Source organism: Pseudomonas sp. TE36184, from assembly GCF_054060055.1.
In genome coordinates this window covers 771,959-794,815 of record NZ_JBSSCU010000001.1, presented here as the reverse complement: position 1 = coordinate 794,815, position 22,857 = coordinate 771,959, and the positions used below count along the sequence as shown (strand labels likewise).

At 62.2% G+C, this 22,857-nt stretch carries 23 protein-coding genes; 7 read left to right on the top strand and 16 right to left on the bottom strand.

Annotated features, from left to right (window positions below; translation table 11 throughout):
- Positions 1-21: 21 nt before the first annotated feature.
- Complete coding sequence (locus tag ACVWZP_RS03685) at positions 22-843, bottom strand: aldo/keto reductase (protein WP_126588564.1); 822 nt, start codon at positions 841-843, stop codon at positions 22-24.
- 105 nt (positions 844-948) lie between these two features.
- On the opposite strand from ACVWZP_RS03685, the gene ACVWZP_RS03680 reads away from it, so the two are divergent.
- Complete coding sequence (locus tag ACVWZP_RS03680; protein WP_057004674.1) at positions 949-1,443, top strand: DUF1543 domain-containing protein; 495 nt, start codon at positions 949-951, stop codon at positions 1,441-1,443.
- Positions 1,444-1,509: 66 nt separating this feature from the next.
- Here ACVWZP_RS03680 and dapF read toward each other — a convergent pair whose 3' ends face one another.
- Positions 1,510-2,319 carry a diaminopimelate epimerase gene (gene dapF, locus ACVWZP_RS03675; protein WP_057004675.1) on the bottom strand — a complete coding sequence of 270 codons (810 nt, stop codon included), beginning with the start codon at positions 2,317-2,319 and terminating at the stop codon, positions 1,510-1,512.
- A gap of 25 nt (positions 2,320-2,344) precedes the next feature.
- Positions 2,345-3,928: a L,D-transpeptidase family protein gene (locus ACVWZP_RS03670; protein WP_108526546.1), complete on the bottom strand. Its 1,584-nt coding sequence runs from the start codon at positions 3,926-3,928 to the stop codon at positions 2,345-2,347.
- Positions 3,929-3,967: 39 nt separating this feature from the next.
- On the opposite strand from ACVWZP_RS03670, the gene ACVWZP_RS03665 reads away from it, so the two are divergent.
- Both ACVWZP_RS03665 and ACVWZP_RS03660 read left to right on the top strand, forming a co-directional pair.
- Positions 3,968-4,681 carry a murein L,D-transpeptidase catalytic domain family protein gene (locus tag ACVWZP_RS03665; protein WP_017846517.1) on the top strand — a complete coding sequence of 238 codons (714 nt, stop codon included), beginning with the start codon at positions 3,968-3,970 and terminating at the stop codon, positions 4,679-4,681.
- A 29-nt stretch (positions 4,682-4,710) separates the two neighbouring features.
- Complete coding sequence (locus ACVWZP_RS03660; RefSeq protein ID WP_017846518.1) at positions 4,711-5,457, top strand: creatininase family protein; 747 nt, start codon at positions 4,711-4,713, stop codon at positions 5,455-5,457.
- A 39-nt stretch (positions 5,458-5,496) separates the two neighbouring features.
- Here the strand turns inward: ACVWZP_RS03660 and ACVWZP_RS03655 are convergent, their stop codons facing one another.
- Together ACVWZP_RS03655 and ACVWZP_RS03650 are read right to left on the bottom strand one after the other, a co-directional pair.
- Entirely contained in the window at positions 5,497-5,838 is a 342-nt protein-coding gene (locus ACVWZP_RS03655; RefSeq protein WP_046383680.1) for a hypothetical protein, read from the bottom strand.
- A gap of 34 nt (positions 5,839-5,872) precedes the next feature.
- Complete coding sequence (locus ACVWZP_RS03650) at positions 5,873-6,517, bottom strand: hypothetical protein (protein ID WP_046383681.1); 645 nt, start codon at positions 6,515-6,517, stop codon at positions 5,873-5,875.
- 132 nt (positions 6,518-6,649) lie between these two features.
- Between ACVWZP_RS03650 and ACVWZP_RS03645 the strand changes: the two genes are divergently transcribed.
- Positions 6,650-6,916, top strand: coding sequence for a hypothetical protein (locus tag ACVWZP_RS03645; protein ID WP_017846521.1), 267 nt, complete (start codon positions 6,650-6,652; stop codon positions 6,914-6,916).
- Here the strand turns inward: ACVWZP_RS03645 and yfcF are convergent.
- The gene (gene yfcF, locus ACVWZP_RS03640; RefSeq protein WP_046383682.1) at positions 6,891-7,523 is read right to left on the bottom strand and encodes a glutathione transferase; all 633 of its coding nucleotides are present in this window, start codon (positions 7,521-7,523) and stop codon (positions 6,891-6,893) included. The two genes, ACVWZP_RS03645 and yfcF, sit on opposite strands and share 26 nt — an antisense overlap.
- Before the next feature lie 96 nt (positions 7,524-7,619).
- Positions 7,620-8,171 (bottom strand): DUF924 family protein, encoded by a 552-nt coding sequence (locus tag ACVWZP_RS03635; protein ID WP_457369378.1) that lies wholly within the window; start codon positions 8,169-8,171, stop codon positions 7,620-7,622.
- Between the two features lie 119 nt (positions 8,172-8,290).
- On the opposite strand from ACVWZP_RS03635, the gene ACVWZP_RS03630 reads away from it, so the two are divergent.
- Positions 8,291-9,445 (top strand): DUF1624 domain-containing protein, encoded by a 1,155-nt coding sequence (locus tag ACVWZP_RS03630; protein WP_457369377.1) that lies wholly within the window; start codon positions 8,291-8,293, stop codon positions 9,443-9,445.
- A 58-nt stretch (positions 9,446-9,503) separates the two neighbouring features.
- On the opposite strand, the gene metE is transcribed toward ACVWZP_RS03630, so the two are convergent.
- The 8 genes from metE to ACVWZP_RS03590 all read right to left on the bottom strand — a co-directional run bounded on the left by metE (position 9,504) and on the right by ACVWZP_RS03590 (position 18,984).
- Positions 9,504-11,792 carry a 5-methyltetrahydropteroyltriglutamate--homocysteine S-methyltransferase gene (gene metE, locus ACVWZP_RS03625; protein ID WP_108526542.1) on the bottom strand — a complete coding sequence of 763 codons (2,289 nt, stop codon included), beginning with the start codon at positions 11,790-11,792 and terminating at the stop codon, positions 9,504-9,506.
- Between the two features lie 244 nt (positions 11,793-12,036).
- Positions 12,037-13,356, bottom strand: coding sequence for an OprD family porin (locus tag ACVWZP_RS03620; protein WP_046383684.1), 1,320 nt, complete (start codon positions 13,354-13,356; stop codon positions 12,037-12,039).
- 138 nt (positions 13,357-13,494) lie between these two features.
- Positions 13,495-14,328 (bottom strand): phosphodiesterase, encoded by an 834-nt coding sequence (locus tag ACVWZP_RS03615; protein WP_046383685.1) that lies wholly within the window; start codon positions 14,326-14,328, stop codon positions 13,495-13,497.
- A 10-nt stretch (positions 14,329-14,338) separates the two neighbouring features.
- Positions 14,339-15,370 (bottom strand): ABC transporter ATP-binding protein, encoded by a 1,032-nt coding sequence (locus ACVWZP_RS03610; protein ID WP_046383686.1) that lies wholly within the window; start codon positions 15,368-15,370, stop codon positions 14,339-14,341.
- Positions 15,367-16,161, bottom strand: a complete 795-nt coding sequence (locus tag ACVWZP_RS03605; protein ID WP_017846529.1) for an ABC transporter permease — start codon at positions 16,159-16,161, stop codon at positions 15,367-15,369. The genes ACVWZP_RS03610 and ACVWZP_RS03605 overlap by 4 nt, the downstream gene beginning before the upstream one ends.
- Entirely contained in the window at positions 16,158-16,976 is an 819-nt protein-coding gene (locus ACVWZP_RS03600; RefSeq protein ID WP_017846530.1) for an ABC transporter permease, read from the bottom strand. The genes ACVWZP_RS03605 and ACVWZP_RS03600 overlap by 4 nt, the downstream gene beginning before the upstream one ends.
- Positions 16,977-17,981 (bottom strand): ABC transporter substrate-binding protein, encoded by a 1,005-nt coding sequence (locus ACVWZP_RS03595; protein ID WP_017846531.1) that lies wholly within the window; start codon positions 17,979-17,981, stop codon positions 16,977-16,979.
- On the bottom strand, positions 17,965-18,984 hold the full coding sequence (locus tag ACVWZP_RS03590) for a LacI family DNA-binding transcriptional regulator (protein WP_126588571.1): 1,020 nt from the start codon (positions 18,982-18,984) through the stop codon (positions 17,965-17,967). Before ACVWZP_RS03590 ends, ACVWZP_RS03595 begins: the two co-directional genes overlap by 17 nt.
- Before the next feature lie 356 nt (positions 18,985-19,340).
- Here ACVWZP_RS03590 and ACVWZP_RS03585 point away from each other — a divergent pair, with 356 nt between their 5' ends.
- Both ACVWZP_RS03585 and ACVWZP_RS03580 read left to right on the top strand, forming a co-directional pair.
- Positions 19,341-20,438: a carboxynorspermidine decarboxylase gene (locus ACVWZP_RS03585; protein WP_017846533.1), complete on the top strand. Its 1,098-nt coding sequence runs from the start codon at positions 19,341-19,343 to the stop codon at positions 20,436-20,438.
- Positions 20,439-20,466: 28 nt separating this feature from the next.
- Positions 20,467-21,711, top strand: coding sequence for a saccharopine dehydrogenase family protein (locus ACVWZP_RS03580; protein WP_017846534.1), 1,245 nt, complete (start codon positions 20,467-20,469; stop codon positions 21,709-21,711).
- Between the two features lie 153 nt (positions 21,712-21,864).
- On the opposite strand, the gene glsB is transcribed toward ACVWZP_RS03580, so the two are convergent.
- Positions 21,865-22,773 (bottom strand): glutaminase B, encoded by a 909-nt coding sequence (gene glsB / locus ACVWZP_RS03575; RefSeq protein WP_017846535.1) that lies wholly within the window; start codon positions 22,771-22,773, stop codon positions 21,865-21,867.
- Positions 22,774-22,857 lie beyond the last annotated feature (84 nt).

Here is a 22,857-nt window from a genome sequence, read left to right as displayed (position 1 = left end):
CCCCATGCTGGTTTTATCGCCTCACACCATCGCCAGCGGATGCTTGCGCTTGGGCGCTCCGAACACCCGGTCGATGGCGTCGAGGTCGTGTTCGTCCAGCACCAGTTGCGCGGCGGCGGCGTTGAGCCGCACATGCTCTAGCGTGACGGCCTTGGGGATGGCGATCATCCCGTCCTGACGCACTACCCAGGCCAGCGCGACCTGCGCGGGCGTCGCCTGATGCCGATGGGCGATCTGCTTGAGGGTCGGGCTGGACAGTAATTCGCCGCCTTGCGCGATCGGACAGTAAGCCATCAACGGCAAGTGATGTTGTTGCCACCACGGCAGCAGGTCGAATTCGATGCCGCGCTCCTGGATGTTGTAGAGCACCTGGTTGGTCGCGCAGGCCGGTGACGCAAGTTCCTGCAGGTCGGCCACATCGAAGTTGGAAACACCCCAGCGGCCGATCTTGCCGGCTTCGCGCAAGCGCTCGAACGCCTCGACGGTTTCTGCCAGCGGGTACTGACCGCGCCAGTGCAGCAGGTACAGGTCAATGTAATCGGTGCCCAGGCGCTGGAGGCTGGCATCGCACGCGCGCGGTACGCCCCGGCGGCTGGCGTTGCGGGGGTAGACCTTGCTCACCAGGAACACCTGCTCGCGCTTGCCGCGAATGGCCTCGCCGACCACGCTTTCGGCGCCGCCTTCGCCGTACATTTCGGCGGTGTCGATCAAGGTCATGCCCTCGTCGATACCGCACTGCAACGCCGCGACTTCGGCGCGGCGCCGGTCCGGGTCTTCGCCCATGCGCCAGGTACCCTGGCCGATGACAGGGACCGGAACACCGGCCAGATCGATGGTTCGCATGACAACCTCCTGATGCGTTCGCGGGTTAACAGTGTGGCATTCACCGGACAAAAGGGTTCAATCGAAGTATGGTTGCCTTTTGCCAAATCGCCGGAAGGGCCTGCAATGCTGTTTGTCGTGATGCTCGGGGGCAAGCACCCACGGGCCAGGATCGAAGTCCATGACGTGGTATTCGCCGTGGCGGATACGCTGGAAGCCACCTACCCACAGTTACGCGATGCCTGGTTTGGCAGCCCCAAGGGCGTGCATATCGATTCGTGGATGGCGGTCGATGGCGTCGACGGTTGGAAAGTCGAACTCAGCCACCTGGCGCCCCAGGCCGGCGCGCAGCGCCTGTACTTCATCAACCTGGGCGGCTATGAGACCAACCGCTTTGGCGAGGCGCATCACTACCTGCTGGTGGTTGCCCGCGACAAAAAGGAAGCGACGGGCAAAGGCAAGCAACAGCTGCTGCGTCACTGGTCACAGGCCCACACCGACGGCGTGCTGGACATCGACGACTGCCTGCCCATCGATCTGGCCGACGGCCGTTACCTTCACCTCGTCCAAGCCCCGCACCGGCCGGTGCTCCAGCAGAACGACTACATTGTGCTGGCGTGAACCGGCTTTACCCGCTCCGCCGACGCTCAACCGCCGGCACCGGATGAACCGCTGCCGGAACTCAATTTACCCTATGGGCACATAGACGATGCCTTGCATGATCGGCTCCACGCTCCCGGTCAACACCACGCCGCCCTGCCCGTCCCACTGCACGGTGACTGTGCCGCCGTCGCATTGCACCTCGACGCGGTCGTCGAGCAAGCCGCGGCGAATCCCATTCACCACCGCGCCGCAGCAGCACGAGCCGGACCCGAGCGGCACGCCGCCGCCGCGCTCCCAGATCCGCAGGCGAATATGCCCACGATCGATGACCTGGACAAAATGCACATTGGTCCTGGCGGGGAACAGCACGTGGGTTTCCAGGGCCGGGCCCAGGGTTGCCACGTCGACAGCGCCGAGGTCCGCGACAAAGAAGGTGCAATGGGGGTTGCCCATGCTGCACGCCGCCGGGTCGCCTTCGAGGGGCAAGTACAGTGTGTCCATCGACTCGGCCAGCGGCACCGCGGCCCAGCCCAGCGATGGCGCGCCCATATTCACCGACACCCGCCGCCCCGACTCACGCACACATGTCAGCAAACCGCGGTCGGTACGCAGCACGATGGAATCGGTGCCGGCTTCATGCATCAGCCGCTCGGCCACACCGCGCGTAGCGCTGCCGCAGGTTTGCAGGGGCGTGCCATTGGGGTTCCAGAATTTGATCCGTGCGGCAGCGTCTGCGCAATCGAGCACCACCGCCAACTGATTGAAGCCGATGCCGGTGTGGCGATTGCCGAGACGGCGAGCGACCTGCGCGCTGATCGGATCATCCAGACCACGGCGATCGATGATGAGGAAGTCGTCGCCGTGGGCGTGCATCTTCACGAAAGGCAGCGTCATGGCGTGTGCTGTGGGCGGTGACAAATCAGAGCACGCTCCCCATGGCTTTCATCAACACGGGGTCACGCCCGTAGATATCGGGCGCATACACCAACTCGCCCTGGCGATCCACTTCCACGGTCCAGTACCCGAGCAACACCGGCACCGGCGTCGCCAGGCGGAATTCATGGGTCACGCCGGTGGCCAGCAATTCATCGGTGCGAACGCGCTCCGCCGGGCTCACCAGCAGGTCGCGCAGCAGCAACGGTTGTTCGACCCGCACGCAACCCGAGCTGAACGCACGCGGGCCTTTGGTGAACAGCGGTTGGCTGGGCGTGTCGTGCAGGTACACCGAGTACGGGTTGGGGAAACGCAGCACGATCTTGCCCAGCGGGTTGCGCGGGCCGGCTTCCTGGCGCAGCAGGATGTTGCCGGGGCGGGCCCAGTCGATGTGTTCGGGGGCCAGCGGGCGCCCTTCGGGATCGAGCACTTGCAGGTTCTGCTGGCGCAGGTATTCGGGGTTGAGGCGGATGGCCGGGAGTTTGTCCTCGCGCATGATGGTGGGCGGCACGGTCCAGGTCGGGTTGAGGGTCAACCGGTTGATGCGTGATTTGAGCAGCGGTGTCTGGCGTTCGGCGCGGCCGACCTGCAAGCGGGTTTGCCACACCGGGATGCCACTCTGATAGACACTCAATTGCGCCGCGGCGACGTTGACCACCACGCCTTCGGGCTCCAGGTCCTGGCTCAGCCAGCGGAAGCGCTCCAGGTTGATGCGCAACTGTTCGCGGCGCACCGCCGGGCTGATGTTGAGTTCGGCCACGGTGCCGGCGCCGATCACGCCGTCGGATTGCAATGAGTGACCGACCTGGAAGGCCTTGACCGCCTTGACCAGTTCGTCGCGGTACAGCTTGCCGTTGTCCTTGGGTTCGCTGGCGAGATAACCACCACGGTAGAGGCGCCGCGCCAGTTCCGGCACGCGCGGGTCTTCCATGCCGGGGCGCAACAGCGGCCCGCCGGCGACCGCGTCCCAATGCGGTAATGGCTGCTTACGCAGCGTGGAATAGACGTTGCGCAGGCTGCGATATAAATCCGCGCTGGGCCGGGCCTGGTCGAAGGCTTGCGCCATGTCGTGCAGCCCGGTGGCGGCGAAGGCCAGCACCTCGGTATCCAGGTCGCGGGTGGGCGGCTGGAAATGCCACAGCGGTTCGAAGCGCGATTGCTGCAGGCGTCCGTAATGCAAATCCTGCAGGGCTTGCAGGTACTGTTCGCTGCTGCCGATATCGCTGCACAGCACGTTGTCCGTGGCGTTCGCCGGGGGCAGGCTATAGTGGGTGGGGTCCAGGCCGTCGTCGGCCAGCATCAGCAACTGCGCTTGCAGTGCCTGGCGGCGTTCGGCGACCCACAGCGGCACATCGCCCTGCTGCCGATAGAATGCCTGCAGACGCGCCAATGTCGCCGCGTCGATGCGCGACGCAAGGCTGGGGCACACGCTGGGCAACTGCGCGAGGGCCTGTTGGACCGGGCTGGCTGGAATCACCGGTAACGTGCCCATCGGTACTTCGTCGGCTGTAGCGACCAGCGGTGCAACGAGCAAGCAAATGCTCAAGTAACATGCGTGTTTTTTGAACAATAGCTTTGCTCCAATCCACAGTGGGGGGATGTACTGTAGATGCTGACTTTTATGTGCCGCCTCGGCCTGATGACCTTGACCGTGGCTACGCTGAGCACCGTTGTGCTCGCCGCCGACGGCAACCCTGTTTCCTTGTATAGCAGCCTGGCGCGCTCGGCTCCAGAACTCAATCCTACTGTACTCAAAAGCGCGCTGAACGCGGTGCAGTGCGCGGTCAATAATGGTGAAGAGCGTTCCGAGCGCCTGGCCGTGATTGACTATTCCCAGCCTTCGACCGCTCGTCGGCTATGGATTTTCGATTTACGCAAAAAGACCCTGGTGCTGCGCGACCTGGTGGCCCACGGTGCGAAGTCCGGGGAAAACTTCGCCACCCAGTTCTCCAATCGTGAAGGCAGCCACCAGTCCAGCCTGGGCCTGTTCCGTACCCAGGAAAGTTACCTGGGCACCCATGGCTATTCGTTACGCATGGACGGCCTGGAGCCGGGCTTCAATGATCAGGCGCGCGACCGTGCCCTGGTGATTCACGCCGCCGACTACGTCAACCCATTGTGGAGCAAGCGCGAAGGCCGTATCGGCCGCAGCCAGGGCTGCCCGGCAGTGCGCCCGCAGGTGGCGCGCCAGGTGGTGGACAAACTCAAGGATGGGCAGTTCATGTTCTCGTGGTACCCGGACCAGCGCTGGCTGAAGTCTTCGACCTACCTCAACTGCAAACCCCAACAGGTGGCGAGTAGTCGTACAATCCGTGGCGGTTAGCCTGTCCCCACCGATAAAGAGAGCGTCGCATGCTTCTACATAAGTCCACCTGGATCGAGATCGGGCAGTTTCTGGAGCGCAGCCGCACGGTGGTGATCCCGATCGGCTCGAATGAGCAACACGGCCCCACCGGCCTGCTGGGCACCGACTGGATGTGCCCGGAAATCATCGCCCACCAAGCGCAGCTACACGCAGACATCCTGATCGGCCCGACCTTCAATATCGGCATGGCCCAGCACCACCTGGGCTTTCCCGGCACCATTTCGCTGCGCCCTTCCACCTTTATTGCCGCGATTGGCGACTGGGTGCGTTCGCTGGCCGGGCATGGTTTCGAAAAGATCCTGTTTCTCAATGGCCATGGCGGCAACATCGCCACGATCGAAGCGGCGTTTTCCGAGCTGTATGCCGCCGCCAGCTTCGCCCGCCAACCGGCCGGGTTTGCGCTGAAACTGGTGAACTGGTGGGATCTGGAAGGCGTCAACGAGCTGGCTCACCGGCAGTTCCCGGTCGGCCACGGCAGCCATGCCACGCCGTCGGAAATTGCCGTGACGCAATGGGCTTATCCGGAGTCGATCAAGTCTGCCGATTATTCGCCGCAGATCGCCAACACCGGGCCGATCCGTGAAGCGTTGGACTTCCGTGCGCGCTTCCCCGACGGGCGCATGGGCTCGGACCCGGCCCTGGCGACCGTGGAGAAAGGCGCTGAGTTGGTGGCGTTGGCGGCTCAAGGGTTGGTCAAGGTTGTCGACAGCTTCAGCCACGAAGCAACCCCTTGAGCCAACCCTCGCGCCCACCGAGTTATGGGTGGCCTGCGGTTACTTGCACTCTTGCGCCGTCAATTCCAGGCGCGACGGCGTGATGGTCGACGCGAGCGGCTTGCGCTCATACAGGAACACCTTGGTGCCGTCCTGGCTCTTGTAGGCCTCCAGTACATCATCGGCGGCAACCTTGCTGGTCAACACCACCTTGGCGTGGCGCGAATTCTGCGTCACGGTCGAGGTGAGGTTGTGTTTTTCAAGCTTGGGCAACACGCATTGCATATAACCTTCGGGGGTCTTGGCGGTATGCAGGGTCAATGTCGGAGCATTCGGAGCGGAAACACAACCGGCCAGTAACAAAGAAGCGACAGCCAGGGCCGGGGCAAAAAAAGAGCGCATAGAAATCCTGAATATATAAAAGGAAAAGTTCACATCAACCCGCTCGGACTAATGCCTTGAGCGACGCATCAAATTGTTTCAAGGCATCGAGCTGTACATCGCGCTGCTGCTCGATCTGCGCGGCAATCTCCGGGGCCGCCTTGTCATGCGTCCACACCGACGGCACTTGCTTATGCACCGAGCCTTCGGCCTTGGCGATGTACTGCAGGTCCGCGTCATAGAAGCGCGCGATAAAATGCGCCTCGACCAGGTCGTTACGCGGGGTCAACAGTTGGTTATGGGTGTCGAGCATCACCACCACATCGGGGTGAGCCTGCACGAGCGCATCCAGCGTGTCGTAAACGGTCACCGACAAAAACGTGCCTTGCAACGAATTCATCAACCAGTCAATCGCCAACTCAGGGTCGGAACTGTTGACGAACGCTGCACGGATGCGCCCATCAAGGGCATCTCTGGCGCCATTCAAGGCTGTGGCGTGGTAGCGTTCAAGGTAGCTGAGGTTGTCGACCGTATTTTCGCTGTACAGCACCCCCACTGACTGCTCGTGCCGCAGCGAGTCTACGCTACCGCCGAGTGACAGCAAATGGCCTGTACGCAGTTCATCGGCGATTACCGGGTTGATCATGACCACAGTGCTCATCATCAGGGTCATTAAAGCCAGTTGAATAAACGTCCTCATCGCGCGATTTCCTTGAACTGCGTCTCGATGGGGAGATTTTCCGCCTTTGTGGAAAAAACAGAACTTGCAATCTTTGATGCTGACTATTATCTGAATCAATAGTGCTTACATAAAATCTATAAGGACCACGCTATGAAACCCCACCAGAAAACCTTCGACCGCATCCGCGAAGCCGTATTGCCGGATTTTCGCGATCGGGTCGCCGATTACCTGGTTGTCTATGAAGACGTGCTGCTGGACGAGGCCGCCGACCCGGACCAGGCCTACGCCATCGCCCAGCAATTGCTCGGTTACCTGCGCGGTTTGAACACCACCCGCGTGCTGGGCATGGCGGACTGGGAAGAGCTGGACCGACGCGTCGCGCAGGAATGGCCTAAAGCGCGGGCCTTGGCAGATTGACCCATTCCTGCACCGATGGCCGCTGCCATTGGCGCTGTGCATAGCTCACCAAGTCGGCCGGCACAGGGTCGCCGTTGAGGATCAGGCGGTTGAGCATCACCGCCAGGTCCACATCGGCAATTGACCACTCCCCGAACAAGTACGCCGGATTCCCCGCCAACAGCACCTGCGCCGCACTGATCAAGCGATGGGCGGCAGCTTCGGCCAATGGCGACAACGGCGGCATCTTCTGCCCATAGAACACCACCAACGTCGAACGCTCCTGGCGAATCGGCAGCAAATCGCTGCGCAACCACGCCTGGACCTGCCGCGCCCGCGCCCGCTGCTTCGGATCGGCCGGGTACACCGCCGTTCCGGGGTAGGCCTCGTCGAGGTATTCGCTGATCGCCGAGGACTCCGACAGGGAGAAATCACCGTCCACCAGCGTCGGCACGCGTTGGGTCATGGACAGTTGGGCAAAGCCCGCCGTCTGGTGTTGCGCGGCGTCGAGGTCGAGGGGCACGGTGTCGAACGCCAGGCCTTTTTCGCGCAGGGTGACGAACACCGACATCGCGTAGGGGCTGGTGAACAGCGAATCAACGTAGAGGCGCAGCGCAGCTTGGTTCATGGTGGATCTCCTTGAGTGAAACCCCACGCTACGAGATCGGCGGCGATAAAGACAATGCGCAGTTTTTATGGGGGCATTCCCCGGCGGAATAGCGCCTCAACCGGCAAACCCGCCCTGCTCCAGAAACGCCCGTTCCGCCTCCGTGGTCGTCCTGGCCAGCACCTCATTGCGGTGGGGAAAGCGCCCGAAACGTTCGATGATCCGCGCGTGTTCCTTGGCCCAACGGTAAGTGTTGGCATCCAGTTGCTGGTTGAGGACCAGGGAGCGTTGCTGGTCTTGCGCGTCTTCGGAATGTTCAAACGGCAGATAGCAAAACGCACGCAATGCCGGTTCGACCAATTGATCCAGCCCAGCATCCACCATGCGCCGCGCATACAGGCGCGCCAACGGGTCCGTGGCAAACATATGCGCCGTGCCGCGAAACGCGTTGCGCGGGTACTGATCGAGCAGGATCAGCAAGGCCAGCGCACCTTGCGCCGAGTCCAGCCAGCCCTCCAGCTCACGCCGCGCCGCTTGCAAATGGGTGGTGTGGAAGGTGTCGCGAAACGCCGCGTCGAACGCGGCGTCCTTGGCGAACCAACGCTTGGGGCCGGCCTGCGTCCAGAAATCGACGACGGTGTGCGGGGTGTCGTTGTGTGGCTTGCTCATGATCAGCCTCTCCCGATGCCAGGCGCGAACCTGTTCGCTCTCGATGACTTCGCGCAGCGGCGCGCGAATACGTTATAGGATAACATTCGTTTTCCATCCTGCCCTTGTGATCCACGCCCATGACCGACGCTGCTCCCCTGCGCCAACGCCTGCTTTCCATCGACGCCCTGCGCGGCCTGGTGATCCTGTTCATGCTGCTGGACCACGTGCGCGAAACCTTCCTGCTGCACCGTCAGGTCAGCGACCCGATGAGCCTCGACAGCACCGAGCCCGCGCTGTTTATCAGCCGTACCCTCGCCCACCTGTGTGCGCCGGTGTTTGTGTTGCTCACCGGGCTGTCCGCCTGGTTGTACGGGCAAAAATACCAGGGCCGTGGCGATGTGTCGGCCTTTCTGTTCAAGCGCGGGCTGTTCTTGATCGTGCTGGAGTTCAGCCTGGTCACCTTCGCCTGGACCTTCCAACTGCCGCCCAGCGTCATCTACCTGCAGGTGATCTGGGCGATTGGCCTGAGCATGATCGCCCTCGCCGCGCTGCTGTGGTTGCCGCGCCCGCTGCTGATCAGCTTGGCACTGGTGATCATGGCCGGGCATAACCTGCTGGACGCGCTGCACTTCGCTCCAGGGACAGCGCTGCAGACTGTGTGGGCGCTCCTGCATGAGCGTAGTTGGATCGAGGTGTCCGATCACCTGCGATTGCGCATCACGTACCCGGTGTTGCCATGGATCGGTGTGATCGCGCTGGGTTACGGCCTGGGCCCATGGTTTGCCACGGCCATGGCGCCGGCCCTGCGCCAGCGTTACCTGTTGCGGGCGGGATTTGGTGCGTTACTGGGGTTCGTGTTGTTGCGGGCGGCCAATGGCTATGGCGAGCAGCCGTGGCACGCGTATGACAGCGGCGTGCTGACGTTGATGAGCTTTTTCAATGTCACCAAGTATCCGCCGTCGCTGCTGTTCCTCGCGTTGACGCTGGGCATCGGCCTGTTATTGCTGCTGGCGCTTGAACGCGTGGGGCAGCGGCGCTGGATCGGCGTGCTCGCGGTATTCGGCGCAGCCCCGATGTTCTTTTATCTGTTGCACCTGTATGTGCTGAAGATGCTCTACGTCGCGTGCGTGGCGCTGTTGGGCCTCAACCATGGCGCCTACTTCGGCTTCGACGGTGTTGGCGCGGTATGGCTGGTCGCGCTGCTCTTGCCGATGGCGCTGTATTGGCCGGTGCGCTGGTTTGCCGGGCTGAAGGCGCGGCGGCGGGATGTGGCGTGGCTTAAATACCTGTGACCGGTCACTGCGCCTGCGGTGAAAGGGCGCAAGCGCCCTCCCACCTTGTCAGGCCGTGTTACGCCAGTTCGGCGCGCAGTTGCCGCGCCGCCGCGACCATATGAATCAGGGCCGCTTCCGTCTCCGGCCAGCCGCGCGTTTTCAAGCCGCAGTCGGGGTTCACCCACAAGCGTTCTGCCGGAATGCGTTTGGCGGCCTTGCGCAGCAGGTTGGCCATTTCCGAGGCGTCCGGCACCCGTGGCGAGTGGATGTCATAGACGCCCGGGCCGATGTCGTTCGGGTAGGCGAAAGCTTCGAACGCGTCCAGCAGTTCCATGTCCGAGCGCGAGGTTTCGATGGTGATCACGTCGGCATCCATCGCCGCGATGGACTCGATCACATCGTTGAACTCGCTGTAGCACATGTGCGTATGGATCTGGGTTTCGTCACGCACGCCGCAGGCGCACAGGCGGAACACTTCGGTGGCCCAGTCCAGGTAGTGCTGCCACTGCGCCTGGCGCAACGGCAAGCCTTCACGGAACGCGGCTTCATCGATCTGCACGATCTGGATGCCGGCGGCTTCCAGGTCGACCACTTCGTCACGGATCGCCAGGGCGAGTTGACGCGCCTGCACTTCACGGCTCACGTCTTCACGCGGGAAGGACCACATCAGCATGGTCACCGGGCCGGTCAGCATGCCTTTCATCACCTTGCGGGTGAGGCCTTGGGCGTAGCGGATCCACGCCACGGTCATCGCCTGCGGGCGGCTCAGGTCGCCGAAAATCACCGCCGGTTTCACACAGCGTGAACCGTAGCTCTGCACCCAGCCGAAGCGGGTGAAGGCGTAGCCGTCCAATTGCTCGGCGAAGTACTCGACCATGTCATTACGCTCGGCTTCACCATGCACCAACACGTCCAGGCCGAGGTTTTCCTGCACCTCAACGGCGTGACGAATCTCGCTGTGCATCGCCTCGACGTATTCGGCTTCGCTCAACTTGCCTTGTTTGTAGGACTGACGCGCCAGGCGGATCGACGCGGTTTGTGGGAACGAACCGATGGTGGTGGTCGGGAACAGCGGCAACTTGAGACCGGCGCGTTGTGTCTCGATGCGCTGGGCAAACGGCGACTGGCGCTGGCTGTCCTGAGCGGTGATCGCCGCCACGCGGGCTTGCACCGCCGGTTTATGAATGCGCGGCGACGCGGCACGGGCCGCCTGTACGGCGCGGCTTTCGGCGAGCGCGGCGAGCACGTTCGGCGCGTCGGGCTGGTCGACGGCCTGGGCCAGCACGGCCACTTCGGCGCACTTCTGGACGGCGAACGCCAGCCAGCTTTTCAACTCGTTATCGAGCTGGTCTTCACGGCCCAGGTCGACCGGGCTGTGCAACAACGAGCAGGACGGCGCCACCCACAGGCGATCGCCCAATTTTTCATGGGCGTGCCGCAAGGTGGCCAGGGCATTGTCCAGGTCGCAACGCCAGACGTTACGCCCGTTGACGACCCCAAGGGACAACACCTTATAGGCCGGCAGGCGGTCGAGAATGGTCGGGTACTGCTCCGGTGCGCGCACCAGGTCGATGTGCAGGCCATCCACCGGCAGGTTGGCGGCCAGGCCGAGGTTTTCTTCCAGGCCACCGAAGTAAGTCGCGACCAGCTTTTTCAGCGGGTCACGCTGGATCAGGTTGTAGGCACGCTCGAAGGCGTTTTTCCAGGCTTGCGGCAGGTCGAGTACCAGAATCGGCTCGTCGATCTGCACCCACTCCACGCCCAGGTCAGCCAAGCGCTGGAAGATCTGGCCGTACAGGGGCAGCAGGCGGTCGAGCAGCTCGAGTTTGTCGAAATCGCCGCCCTTGGCCTTGCCCAGCCACAGGTAGGTCAGCGGGCCGATCACCACAGGTTTGACGGTGTGCCCCAGGTCAAGCGCCTCCTTGACCTCGTCGAAGAGCTGGTCCCAGCCGAGGTGGAAGTGCTGGTCGACGCTGAACTCAGGCACCAGGTAGTGGTAGTTGGTGTCGAACCATTTGGTCATTTCCTGGGCGTGCGCCCCGCCGCAGCAATTGTCACTGACGCCACGCGCCATGCCGAACAGGGTCTGCAAGGTGGCTTTGCCATCGGCCGGGCGGAAACGCTCAGGGATCACACCGAACATCAGCGAATGGGTGAGTACCTGGTCGTACCAGGCAAAATCACCGACGGGCAACAGCTCGATGCCAGCCTGTTTTTGCAGGGCCCAATGTGCCTTGCGTAAATCGCGGCCGACAGCGTGCAGGCCGGCTTCGTCGAGTTCGCCCTTCCAAAACGCTTCCTGCGCTTTTTTCAGTTCACGATCGCGTCCAATGCGCGGAAATCCGAGGGAATGAGCGACTGCCATGACTTACAACTCCACTGTAGGTAGTAATGGCAGCCATTGTCGGCAGATGACGATAGTGAGACAAACTCATTTTATTCCTGATGATCACAAGATCTACTCATGTTAATACCGCGCTCACGGCGCCTGAACACCTGACCCTTGTAGGAGCGAGCTTGCCCGCGAAGAACCCAAGTGCGCCGCGTACCGTCAGGCAGCCCGCATGATCGTTGGCGTTCTTCGCGAGCAAACTCGCTCCTACAGGCTGTTACATCAATGGAATCGAATAGCTCACGAACAGCCGATTCTGATCCTGGTCCCGCGCGACCTCACTGCGCGACATACCGTTGCGCCAGCCGAACCCGACGTTCTTGAAGGTGCCGCTCTGCACCACATAATCCAACGAGATATCCCGTTCCCACTCGCTGGCGTTGTTCCCGCTGGCGGTGAGGATATGGTCGCCTTTCAAATACATCATCGACGCCTTCAAGCCCGGCACGCCCAACGCTGCGAAGTCATAGGCGTACTGCGCAAAGGCCGTGCGTTCGCCGGCCTGGATAAAGGTTTGCACCGTCCGGTCGGTGTAGAGGTACAGGCTGGAGCCGCCCTCCCCTTTGTTCACCAGGCCGCCCTGGTTGAGTTGGGCAAAGTTGCTGTCATCGGACACTTGCTGGTAACCGGCGGTAATCGCGTGAGACCCCAGGGAGTAGATGAAGGCCGCACTCCAGGTGTTGTTGTCGATTTCACCGCTGCCGTTTTTGGTATAGCCGCTGAACTTGTAGCCTTCGGCGCGCCCGGCGGCGCTGCTGTTTTTGCCGTCGGAGGTGGTCTTGAAGTAACGCAGGTCGGTTTTCAACGAACCGTAGTCGCCCAGCGGCAATACATGAATCAAGCCGGCAAAGTGTTGTTGGTAATAGTCTTCGAGGTTGGCGTAGTAGTACTGGACCATCAGGTCTTTGGTCAGTTGGTAGTCGGCACCGGCGTAGGTGAATTTATTGCTTTCCTGGGTGCCGCCCGCCGCCGCCAGGCCGCTGCGGTCGCTGGAGCCGCGCCCGGTAGTGTGTTGAAGCTGACCGCCGATCAGGGTCAGGTTGTCGATGTCTTTGCTGGTGACCTGCCCGCCTTCGAACGATTGCGGCAACAGGCGGCCATCGTTGCTCACCAGGATCGGCAGGTTCGGGCGCAGGTAGCCGTAGCGCGCTTCTGTCTTGGCGAAGCGTGCCTTGGCGGTGGCGCCGCCGCGAGCCCAGTTGTCCACGGCCTTGCCGTCGTCGGTAGGGATCATCGAGCTGCCCACATGGCGCCCAGCGCTGCTGTCGAGGGTCATGCCAAGCATGCCGACCGCGTCCAGGCCAAAGCCAACGGTGCCGTCGGTGAAGCCCGATTGGTAATTGAGTATGAACGCCTGGCCCCACTCTTCAGTCTTCGACGGTGCGGCGCTGCCGTCACGGTTGTCGTTGTTGAAGTAGAAGTTGCGCATGCTCAAGTTGGCTTTGCTGTCGCTCAAGAAATCGGCCGACGCCAGGGGGCTCAGGGCGATGCCCAGGCTGCCGGTCAATAGGCTTAATACATTCAAAGTAGCTTTCATCAGGACGAACTCCGGCGCGGAATCCAAGTTCCGGGCGCTAAAAATGGACAGCAGGAAGCACACGGCCACACGTGAGTTGGCCGTTGCGTTAACTAACGTTCAATTACTTGGTTGGGTGAAGTGAACCTCCGTAAAACCTCAGTCAATCAATCCATGAGCGTCATAAAACGGATATGGCCCCGGGTAGTCCCCGAATACGCCGTTGTGGCTGACCAACCCTTGTTGCGCATCCCAGCGATGCAACAAGTAACCCGCCGGTTCCAGGTTGAAATGCGCCGGCGCGGCGTCTTGCAGGTCCAGCACGATCTGATGGGACGTGCCAGGGCATACACAGCTCAAACTGCCGCCGAAACGCCGCTGCATCGACCGGTGCAAATGCCCGCACAGCAAGCGTTCCACCTGCGGGTGGCGCGCCACGACGGTTTCGAGGGCGGCGGCATTGATAAAGCGCTCGCGGTCCATATGGCCGATGCCGCTGATAAACGGCGGGTGATGCAGGATCAGCACGGTCGGCGCTTGCGGACGCAGTGCCAACTGCTGGTCGAGCCACTGCAACTGGCTGTCCAGCAGTTGGCCGCCATGGCCGCCGGGAATGGTGGAATCGAGGCCGATCAGGCGCAGGGGGTGGGCGTCGACCACCCAATCCAACGGGCCCGCCGCCGAACTCGGCAAGTAGGTGTGATCGCGGAACGCATCCAGCAATGGCCCGCGCGTGTCATGGTTGCCGGGCACCAGGTAGCAAGGCATGTGCAGGCGCGCCAGTTCAGGGTGCAGCACGGCGTATTCATCGGCGCGGCCGAAGTCCACCAGGTCGCCGCTGATCACCACGATATCGGGGCGCGGGTGACTGGCGTTCAGATGGTCGACGGCACGGCGCAGCGCGCCCAAGGTGTCGACCACGCCGTAAGTCAGGCGCTGGCCGGCTTTAAGGTGCAGATCGCTGATCTGTGCAACAAGAAACGGACGGTTCACAAGGCAACTCTCACGCATTCAGGGTGAACAACATGTGCGGCGCGATGGCCAAGGCAATCGGCGCGCCGACGGCGTACAGCTGGTTGTCGCTGCTGTCGACCAGCAACGGTTGCGGGCCGCCGACATCCACCAGCAGGCGGCTTTGCGCGCCCTGGAAAAACTGCGCCAGCAGATGGCCGTGCAGATGCCCTTCGTGTTCCATCACCCGCAAGTGTTCGGGGCGGCAGTACACGGTGCCGGGCAACTGCGCTGCATGCCACGGCAATTCGCCGCCGCAGACTTTCAAACCATGGGGCGACGACTCAATGACCTGGAATGCATTCAGGTTGCCGACAAAGCCTGCGACGAAGGCGTTGGCCGGCTTCTGGTAGATGTCCCGCGGGCTGGCCAGTTGCGCGACGCGGCCGTGTTCCATCACCAGGATGCGATCCCCCAGGGCCATGGCTTCGCCCTGATCGTGGGTGACAAACACCGAGGTGATACCGAGGCCACGCAACAGTTGATTCAACTCACTGCGCAGGCGCTCACGCAATTGCGCATCGAGGGCGGCCAGGGGTTCGTCCAGCAACAGCACCTTGGGGCGCGGCGCCAACGCACGGGCCAAGGCCACGCGCTGGCGTTGCCCACCCGACAGTTCATGAATGCTGCGCTTGCCGTGGTGTTGCAAACCGACCAGTTCCAGCAGTTCCTCGCAGCGCTTGTTGCGCTCCGCTGGCGACACGCCGCGAATCTTCAGGCCATAGACGATATTCCCGGCCACATCCAGGTTGGGAAACAGCGCATAGTTCTGGAACACCATGCCCACATCGCGACGCTCGATGGGCAGGCGCGTGACCTCCTGGTCGCCAAAGAACACCTGGCCCACATCCGGGCGTTCCAGGCCGGCGATCAAGCGCAACGTCGTGGTTTTGCCACAACCGGACGGGCCGAGGATGGCCAGGGTTTCGCCGCCTTCGACGGTCAGGTCCAAGTCATGCACGGCGACGGTGCCGTCGGCGAACGCCTTGCGGCAACCTTGCAGGCGGATAGTGATAGCGGTCATCGACGCTCTCCACGGGACAAACGGGCACTGATGGCCTGCAACGCAATCAGCAGCGGCACGATCATCAGCAAAAAGATAAGGGTGTAGGCGCTGGCGATTTCCAGGCGCGCCGAGGCGTAGCTGTCGGCCAGGCCCACCGGCAGGGTCTTGGTCATGGGCGTATGCAGCATCCAGGTCAGGTTGAATTCACCCAGCGACAAGGTGACCACCATCAGTACACCGGCGAGAATGCCTGCCCGGCAGTTGGGCACCACCACGCTGAAAAAGCGCTTGATGGGACCTGCCCCCAGGCTCGCCGCCGCTTCCTCCAGCACCGGCAGTTGCTGGCGTTGCATCACCGCCATCACCGGGCGCACCAGGAACGGCAAGGTGAACAGCACATGGCCGACCAAAATGAACAGCCAACTGCTGCGAAACGCGCCGAACTGGCCGTAGGTCAAGAGTAAGGCCAACGCGCTGGCCAGCCCCGGCATCGCCACCGGCAGCACCATCAGTTCCTCGAAGGCGCGACTGAAGCGATTGTTCATGCACACCAGGGCGTAGGCCGCCGGCACGCCGATCACGCAGACGCACACCGCGCAGGCCAGGGCCAGTTGCAGCGACAACCACACCGTCGGCGAATAGGCCTGCCAGACCTGAATCAACCAATCGAAGGTCAGGCCACTGGACAGGCCCACAAAGAAATTGCGCGTGAGCCCGGCCAGCAACGACATCAACACCGGCACCAACATGAAGGCGCACACCAGCAGGGTAAACAGCAGTTGCATCACGAACAGCGATGAGCGCTTCACAGGACAGTCCCCGCGTTTTTCACCCAGCGCCGGGTGAGCAGCAACACTGCCCAGGTCAGCGCGCCCAACACCACGGAAAGCGCCGCGGCGACGGCAAAGTTGGCGTAGTTGGTGAACACGTTGTAGATCGCCACCGGGGTCACGTTCAGCCGCGTGCCCAAGGTGAACGCCGTACCGAAGGCGCCCATGGACGTGGCAAAGCAGATCGCCCCGCAGGACGCCAACGCCGGTGCCAGGCCCGGCACGATCACATCGCACACCACGCGCCAATGCCCTGCGCCCAACGAGTGCGCGGCTTCTTCCAGGCTGCGGTCGAGGCTTTCGCAGGCGGCCATCACCGTGAGGATCACCCGCGGGATCGAGAAGTACAGATAGCCGATAAACAACCCGGCCAGCGAGTAAGCGAAGATCCAGCGCTCACCGGCCAACTGCAGGCCCAGGGACGCCAGCAGACCCTGGCGCCCGGCCAACAGGATCACCAAAAAGCCCACCACGACACCCGGGAATGCCAACGGAAACGTCAGCAACGCAACCAGCGCCGAACGCCCGAAAAACTGCTGGCGCGCCAGGAATACACCGCTGATGCCGCCGATCAGTAACGCCACGAGTGTGACGAACACCGCAAGCGCACAGGTTTGCGCCAGGCTGCCTAGATACTGCGCGCTGCTGAGGACCTGCCAGTAACCGCTGCCGTTGCTGTCGCGGCTCTCGGCGCCGAGCACCATCAGGTGCGCCAGCGGCAACAGCCAGAACGCGAGCAGCACCGCAAAGGCCGGGGCCAGGGCCCAGGCGGTATGTCTTGCCGATGCGGCCACTTACTTGACCTCGTTCAGGTAACGAGCGGCAAAGGCTTCCTGCACGGCGGCCATTTTCTGGTAGTCCACCACGCCGGCGCGGGCGTAATCGCTGTCGGGCAGGAACTGCGCGGCGACTTCGGCCGGCATCTGCACCGGGCGTATCGGGCGCAGGTAAGCCTTCGCCCACAGCGCCTGGCCGGCATCGGACAGCACGAAATCCAGCACTTTTTCGCCATTGGCGCGGTGCGGTGCGTTGGCCACCAGGCTCATCACGTAGGGCACGCTGATGCTGCCTTCCTGGGGAATCACGAACGCGACGTTGGCGTTGTCTTTGTAGCGTGCGCGGTAGGCGTTGAAGTCGTAGTCCACCAGGATCGGCAACTCACCGGACAACACCCGCGCATAGGCGGTTTGCTTGGGCACGATGGGGGCGTTTTTCGCCAGTTTCTGGAAGTAGTCGATGGCCGGGGCGAAGTTGTCCAGGTCGCCGCCCAGGGCGCGGTTGATTGCCACCGCCGACACGTAGCCGACAAAAGCGCTGGACGGGTCGAGGTAGCCGACCATGCCTTTGTATTCAGGCTTGAGCAGGTCGGCCCAGCTTTGCGGCACCGGCAAGCCACCCAGCGCATCGACGTTGACCATGATGCCCAAGGTGCCGGAGTGGATCGCGAACCAGTGGCCGGTCGGGTCTTTCAAGCCGGCGGGAATCTGCTCCCAGCCTTTGGGTTTGTAGCCATCGACCACCTCGGCCTTTTGCGCCTGCAGGCCGAAGGTCACGCCGTAATACACCACGTCGGCCACCGGAGCGGCTTTCTCCGCCACCAACTGCGCCAGGGACTGGCCGGAGTTCTTGTTGTCCAGCGGCACCTGCACGCCAGTGCTGGCGGCGATGGCCTTGAGCTGGGTGCCCCAGTCGGCCCAGTCCGGCGGGCAGTTGTAACAAATCGCCGTGTCGGCGGCCTGGGCCAGGCTGGCCATGCCGCACAGCAGCACGGCGGCCAGGGTTTTACTGAATACGCGCATCAAGGGTCTCCTCATGGGGTTGAGTGCTTTCACCCGGCCGGATATGGCAAGGCAGGCAATGGGAAATCGGGGCGTTGCCGGCGATCTGCGCCAGCAACTGGTCAATCACGGTGCTGGCAAGCAAGGCGATGGGCTGCACCACGCTGCACAGCGTCGGGTGCATCTGGGTGCCGAGGGCGATGCCGTCGAAACCCATCACTGACAGTTGCTCGGGTACGTTCCAGGCGTTGCGGCGCAGCTCGGCGATCAGGCTGATCGCCAGGAAGTCGTTGGAACACACCAGCGCGGTCGGGGCATCAGGGCCGTTGAGAAACGGAGCGATGGCGGCGAATTCGGCCTGGGTATGGGCCGGCATTTCGATCACTGGCCGGGGTTGGAGGCCACGTTCTTTCATCCCATCGCAATAACCGGCGTAACGCAGACGTGCGCGGTCGGACTGCAACGCGGGGCCGGCGACCATGCTGATGCGCCGGTGCCCCGCTTCGAGCAAATAGCGCGTTGCCTGGGCCATACCGGCGCGGTTGTCGACGGACACGGCGCTGTAGTCGGGGTTGCTGGGTTGGTGGTAGGCGAGCACGAACGGCGTCTGCTCGGTAGCCAGGCTGTGCAGCACGCTGTTGCTTTCGGCATCCGTCACCGTCAGCACCAGACCGTCGACGCGCTGGCGCAGCAACTCTTCCACCACAATGCTTTCGCGCTCGCTGCTGTAGTCGGTGGTTGCCAGCAACAGGCTGTAGCCGCGCAAACGGGCCGCTCGCTCCATGGCCTGCAATTGCTCGGCGAAGACCGGGTTGAGCAGATTGGGCACCACCACGCCGATCAGGTTGGTGGTTTGCAGGCGCAGTTGGCGGCCGAGCAAGTTGGGCCGAAAACCCAGTTCACGGGCAGCGGCGAACACCTGTTCGCGGGTCGCCGGGCGTACCTGGTCGGGAGAGGCAAAGGTGCGGGCAGCGGTCGCACGGGAGACCCCGGCCAGCCGTGCAACGTCTTTCAAATCAGTCATGGTCACTCGCTTGAGATCGATCTCATTGGCGAGGACATTAGCGGCGCAATGTGGCAGGAACGTGGTGGACAGATGACAGTTTGATGTCAGCGCCCCTGGACACACCGCGATCCGAATGTGGGAGGGGGCTTGCCCCCGATGGCGGTGGATCAGCTGGCCTATCGGGCGTCTGACACAACGCTATCGGGGGCAAGCCCCCTCCCACATTGGGTCGATGCATGCCGTTGGAGAGTCATATTCCGGGGCTATGCTTGGAAACCCGACGCGCAAAATCCGCCCGCTAACCTTTCGATCTGCTCCAAGTGCGGGCACAATGCGTGTCCTTTTTTGGCAGGCACCGCCGCAGGCTCTCAAAAATGATCAAAACGCCGTACTACCTCATCGATAAACAGAAACTTCTGGTCAACATGCAGAAGATTGCTTACGTGCGCGAACAGTCCGGCGCCAAAGCGTTGCTGGCGCTCAAGTGCTTTGCCACCTGGTCGGTGTTTGACCTGATGCAGCAATACATGGACGGCACCACGTCGTCGTCGCTGTATGAATTGAAGCTCGGTCGCCAGAAATTCCAAGGCGAGGCGCACGCCTACAGCGTGGCCTGGGCCGACGATGAAATCGAAGAGATGCTGGAAAACTGCGACAAGATCATCTTCAACTCCATCAGCCAACTGCAGCGTTTTGCCGAACGTAGCGAAGGCAAGACCCGCGGCCTGCGCGTCAACCCGCAGGTGAGCAGTTCGGATTACCTGCTGGCCGACCCGGCGCGTCCGTTCAGCCGCCTTGGCGAATGGGACCCGGTGAAGATCGAAGGCGTGATCGAGCAGATCTCCGGTTTCATGTTCCACAACAACTGCGAAAACGACGACTTCAGCCTGTTCGACAAGATGCTCGGCACCATCGAAGAACGCTTCGGCGCGCTGCTGCACAAGGTCGAGTGGGTCAGCCTCGGCGGCGGCATCCATTTCACCGGTGAAGACTATGCCGTGGACGCATTCTGTGCGCGCTTGAAGGCGTTCTCCGAGAAGTACGGCGTGCAGGTGTACCTGGAACCCGGCGAAGCGGCGATCACCAACAGCGCCTCGCTGGAAGTCACCGTGCTCGACACGCTGTACAACGGCAAACACCTGGCCGTGGTCGACAGTTCCATCGAAGCCCACCTGCTGGACCTGCTGATCTACCGCCTCAATGCCAAGCTGGCGCCGAGCACGGGTGAACACACCTACATGGTGTGCGGCAAATCCTGCCTGGCCGGGGACATTTTCGGCGAGTATCAATTTGATCGTCCGTTGGCCATCGGCGATCGGCTGTCGTTCATCGACACCGCGGGCTACACCATGGTCAAGAAAAACTGGTTCAACGGCCTGAAAATGCCGTCCATCGTAGTGAAACAACTCGACGGTACAGTCGAGGTGGTTCGTGAATTTGGTTACGACGACTACCTGTCCAGCCTTTCGTAAGCTGGCGGATAAAGGAGAGATAAAGCAATTGAAAAAGAACGTTCTTATCATTGGTGCAGGAGGTGTCGCCAAGGTGGTGGCCCACAAGTGTGCGCAGCACAACGACGAACTCGGTCGTATTGCTATTGCGTCGCGCAACATCTCCAAATGCCAGGCCATCATCGACAGCGTCAAGGCCAAGGGTAGCCTCAAAGTACCCGCCGACATCCAAGCCTTCGCGCTGAACGCCCTGGACGTGGAAGCGACCAAGGCCCTGATCCGCGAGACACAATCGCAGATCGTCATCAACGTCGGCTCCGCCTTCCTCAACATGTCGGTGCTGCGTGCCTGCATCGATACCGGCGTGGCTTACCTCGACACCGCCATCCACGAAGAGCCGGGCAAGATCTGCGAGACCCCGCCGTGGTACGGCAACTACGAATGGAACCACCTGGAAGAGTGCAAACAGAAGAACATCACCGCCATCCTTGGCGTGGGCTTCGACCCGGGTGTCGTCAACGCGTATGCCGCGCTGGCGCAGCAACAGCATTTCGACCGCATTGATTCGATCGACATTCTCGACGTCAATGCCGGCTCCCATGGCAAATACTTCGCCACCAATTTCGACCCGGAAATCAACTTCCGCGAATTCACCGGACAGGTGTGGAGCTGGCAGAACAGCCAGTGGACCAGCAACACCATGTTCGAAGTCAAACGTACCGACGACCTACCTGTGGTCGGTTCGCAGAACCTGTACCTGACCGGCCACGATGAAGTTCACTCGCTGTCGAAAAACCTCGACGTGCCCAACGTGCGTTTCTGGATGAGCTTCGGCGAGCATTACATCAACGTGTTCACCGTGCTGAACAGCCTCGGCCTGCTCTCCGAAAAGCCGGTCACCACCGCCGAAGGCCTGCAAGTGGTGCCGTTGAAAGTGGTCAAGGCCGTGCTGCCCGACCCGTCTTCGCTCGCCCCCGGCTACACCGGCAAGACCTGCATCGGCGACCTGGTCAAAGGCACCAAGGACGGCCAGCCGCGCGAGGTGTTCATCTACAACGTGGCCGATCATGAAGAAGCCTACGCCGAGACCGACAGCCAGGGCATCTCCTACACCGCCGGCGTGCCGCCGGTCGCCGCTGCGCTGCTGGTAGCGCGTGGTGAGTGGGATGTGAAGCGCATGGCCAACGTCGAGGAACTGCCGGCTGAGCCGTTCCTGAAAGCGCTGGACGTGATGGGCCTGCCGACTCGGATCAAAGACGAGCACGGCGATCGGGCCTGGGATGCGATAGCCTGACAGGCGATCGCTGACCGAACCAAAATGCGGGAGGGGGCTTGCCCCCGATAGCGGTAGATCAGCCACAGCTGTATTGACTGACACACTGTAATCGGGGGCAAGCCCCCTCCCACATTTGGATTCGTGATGCTTCCTGCACACACGGGAGCGGCCTCAAAACACCGACCACCCAATCCGCTCACTCAACAATTCCAACGCCTTGATCCCCGCCAGCGAATTCCCCGCCGCGTTCAACTCCGGCGACCACACGCACACCGTGAACTGCCCCGGCACCACCGCGACAATACCGCCGCCGACCCCGCTCTTGCCCGGCAAACCCACGCGATAGGCGAAGTTCCCCGCCTCGTCATATAGCCCGCTGGTGGCCATGATCGAGTTGACCTGCTTGGTCTGGCGCGCAGTCAGGATCTGCTCGCCGCTGTGGGCACTCACCCCCTCGTTGGCCAGGAAACTGAACGCCCTGGCCAGGTCCAGGCAGCTCATCTGCAACGCGCAGTAGTTGAAGTAGCTGTGGAGCACCGCGTCGACGTCGTTATGGAAGTTGCCGAACGATTTCATCAGGTAGGCCATGGCCGCGTTGCGCGCGCCGTGTTGTGCTTCCGATTCGGCGACGACGCTATTGACCAGGATCTGCGGGTTGCCCGACAGGCGCCGCACAAAGTCGCGCATCGACAGAATCGGCACGGCAAAGCGTGACTGGTTGATATCGCAGATCACCAGCGCGCCGGCATTGATAAAGGGGTTGCGCGGGCGGCCGCGTTCGAATTCCAGCTGCACCAGGGAGTTGAACGGTTGCCCCGAGGGCTCGTGGCCGAGGCGCTCCCAGATGGTTTCGCCGCCGTGGTCGATGGCTTGCACCAGGCTGAACACCTTGGAAATACTCTGCACCGAGAACAGGGTATCGGCATCTCCGGCGCAGTAGGCTGCGCCGTCGTTGCCGTACACGGCGATCCCCAGTTGATCGGCGGGCACGTCGGCCAGCGCGGGAATGTAGTCGGCGACGTTGCCGAGGCCGATCAGTGGACGAACTTCGTCGAGAATCGACTCCAACAGCGCCTGCATGTCTTGTCCTGTCATCGTTCTTTGAATCAGTGGTAAGCGGGGCGCGGAGGATACTTCAATGCGCTCGGCAGTCCCACTGGCGGG

Excerpts from the sequence above, each read along its gene's own strand:
- ACVWZP_RS03680 (WP_057004674.1), top strand. The coding sequence starts at position 949 with ATGCTGTTTGTCGTGATGCTCGGGGGCAAGCACCCACGGGCCAGGATC.
- ACVWZP_RS03610 (WP_046383686.1), bottom strand. The coding sequence starts at position 15,370 with ATGACCGCTATCACTATCCGCCTGCAAGGTTGCCGCAAGGCGTTCGCC.
- ACVWZP_RS03590 (WP_126588571.1), bottom strand. The coding sequence starts at position 18,984 with ATGACTGATTTGAAAGACGTTGCACGGCTGGCCGGGGTCTCCCGTGCG.
- dapF (WP_057004675.1), bottom strand. The coding sequence starts at position 2,319 with ATGACGCTGCCTTTCGTGAAGATGCACGCCCACGGCGACGACTTCCTC.
- ACVWZP_RS03585 (WP_017846533.1), top strand. The coding sequence starts at position 19,341 with ATGATCAAAACGCCGTACTACCTCATCGATAAACAGAAACTTCTGGTC.
- metE (WP_108526542.1), bottom strand. The coding sequence starts at position 11,792 with ATGGCAGTCGCTCATTCCCTCGGATTTCCGCGCATTGGACGCGATCGT.
- ACVWZP_RS03635 (WP_457369378.1), bottom strand. The coding sequence starts at position 8,171 with ATGAGCAAGCCACACAACGACACCCCGCACACCGTCGTCGATTTCTGG.
- ACVWZP_RS03645 (WP_017846521.1), top strand. The coding sequence starts at position 6,650 with ATGAAACCCCACCAGAAAACCTTCGACCGCATCCGCGAAGCCGTATTG.
- ACVWZP_RS03595 (WP_017846531.1), bottom strand. The coding sequence starts at position 17,981 with ATGCGCGTATTCAGTAAAACCCTGGCCGCCGTGCTGCTGTGCGGCATG.
- yfcF (WP_046383682.1), bottom strand. The coding sequence starts at position 7,523 with ATGAACCAAGCTGCGCTGCGCCTCTACGTTGATTCGCTGTTCACCAGC.
- ACVWZP_RS03630 (WP_457369377.1), top strand. The coding sequence starts at position 8,291 with ATGACCGACGCTGCTCCCCTGCGCCAACGCCTGCTTTCCATCGACGCC.
- glsB (WP_017846535.1), bottom strand. The coding sequence starts at position 22,773 with ATGCAGGCGCTGTTGGAGTCGATTCTCGACGAAGTTCGTCCACTGATC.
- ACVWZP_RS03655 (WP_046383680.1), bottom strand. The coding sequence starts at position 5,838 with ATGCGCTCTTTTTTTGCCCCGGCCCTGGCTGTCGCTTCTTTGTTACTG.
- ACVWZP_RS03665 (WP_017846517.1), top strand. The coding sequence starts at position 3,968 with ATGCTGACTTTTATGTGCCGCCTCGGCCTGATGACCTTGACCGTGGCT.
- ACVWZP_RS03685 (WP_126588564.1), bottom strand. The coding sequence starts at position 843 with ATGCGAACCATCGATCTGGCCGGTGTTCCGGTCCCTGTCATCGGCCAG.
- ACVWZP_RS03620 (WP_046383684.1), bottom strand. The coding sequence starts at position 13,356 with ATGAAAGCTACTTTGAATGTATTAAGCCTATTGACCGGCAGCCTGGGC.
- ACVWZP_RS03650 (WP_046383681.1), bottom strand. The coding sequence starts at position 6,517 with ATGAGGACGTTTATTCAACTGGCTTTAATGACCCTGATGATGAGCACT.
- ACVWZP_RS03660 (WP_017846518.1), top strand. The coding sequence starts at position 4,711 with ATGCTTCTACATAAGTCCACCTGGATCGAGATCGGGCAGTTTCTGGAG.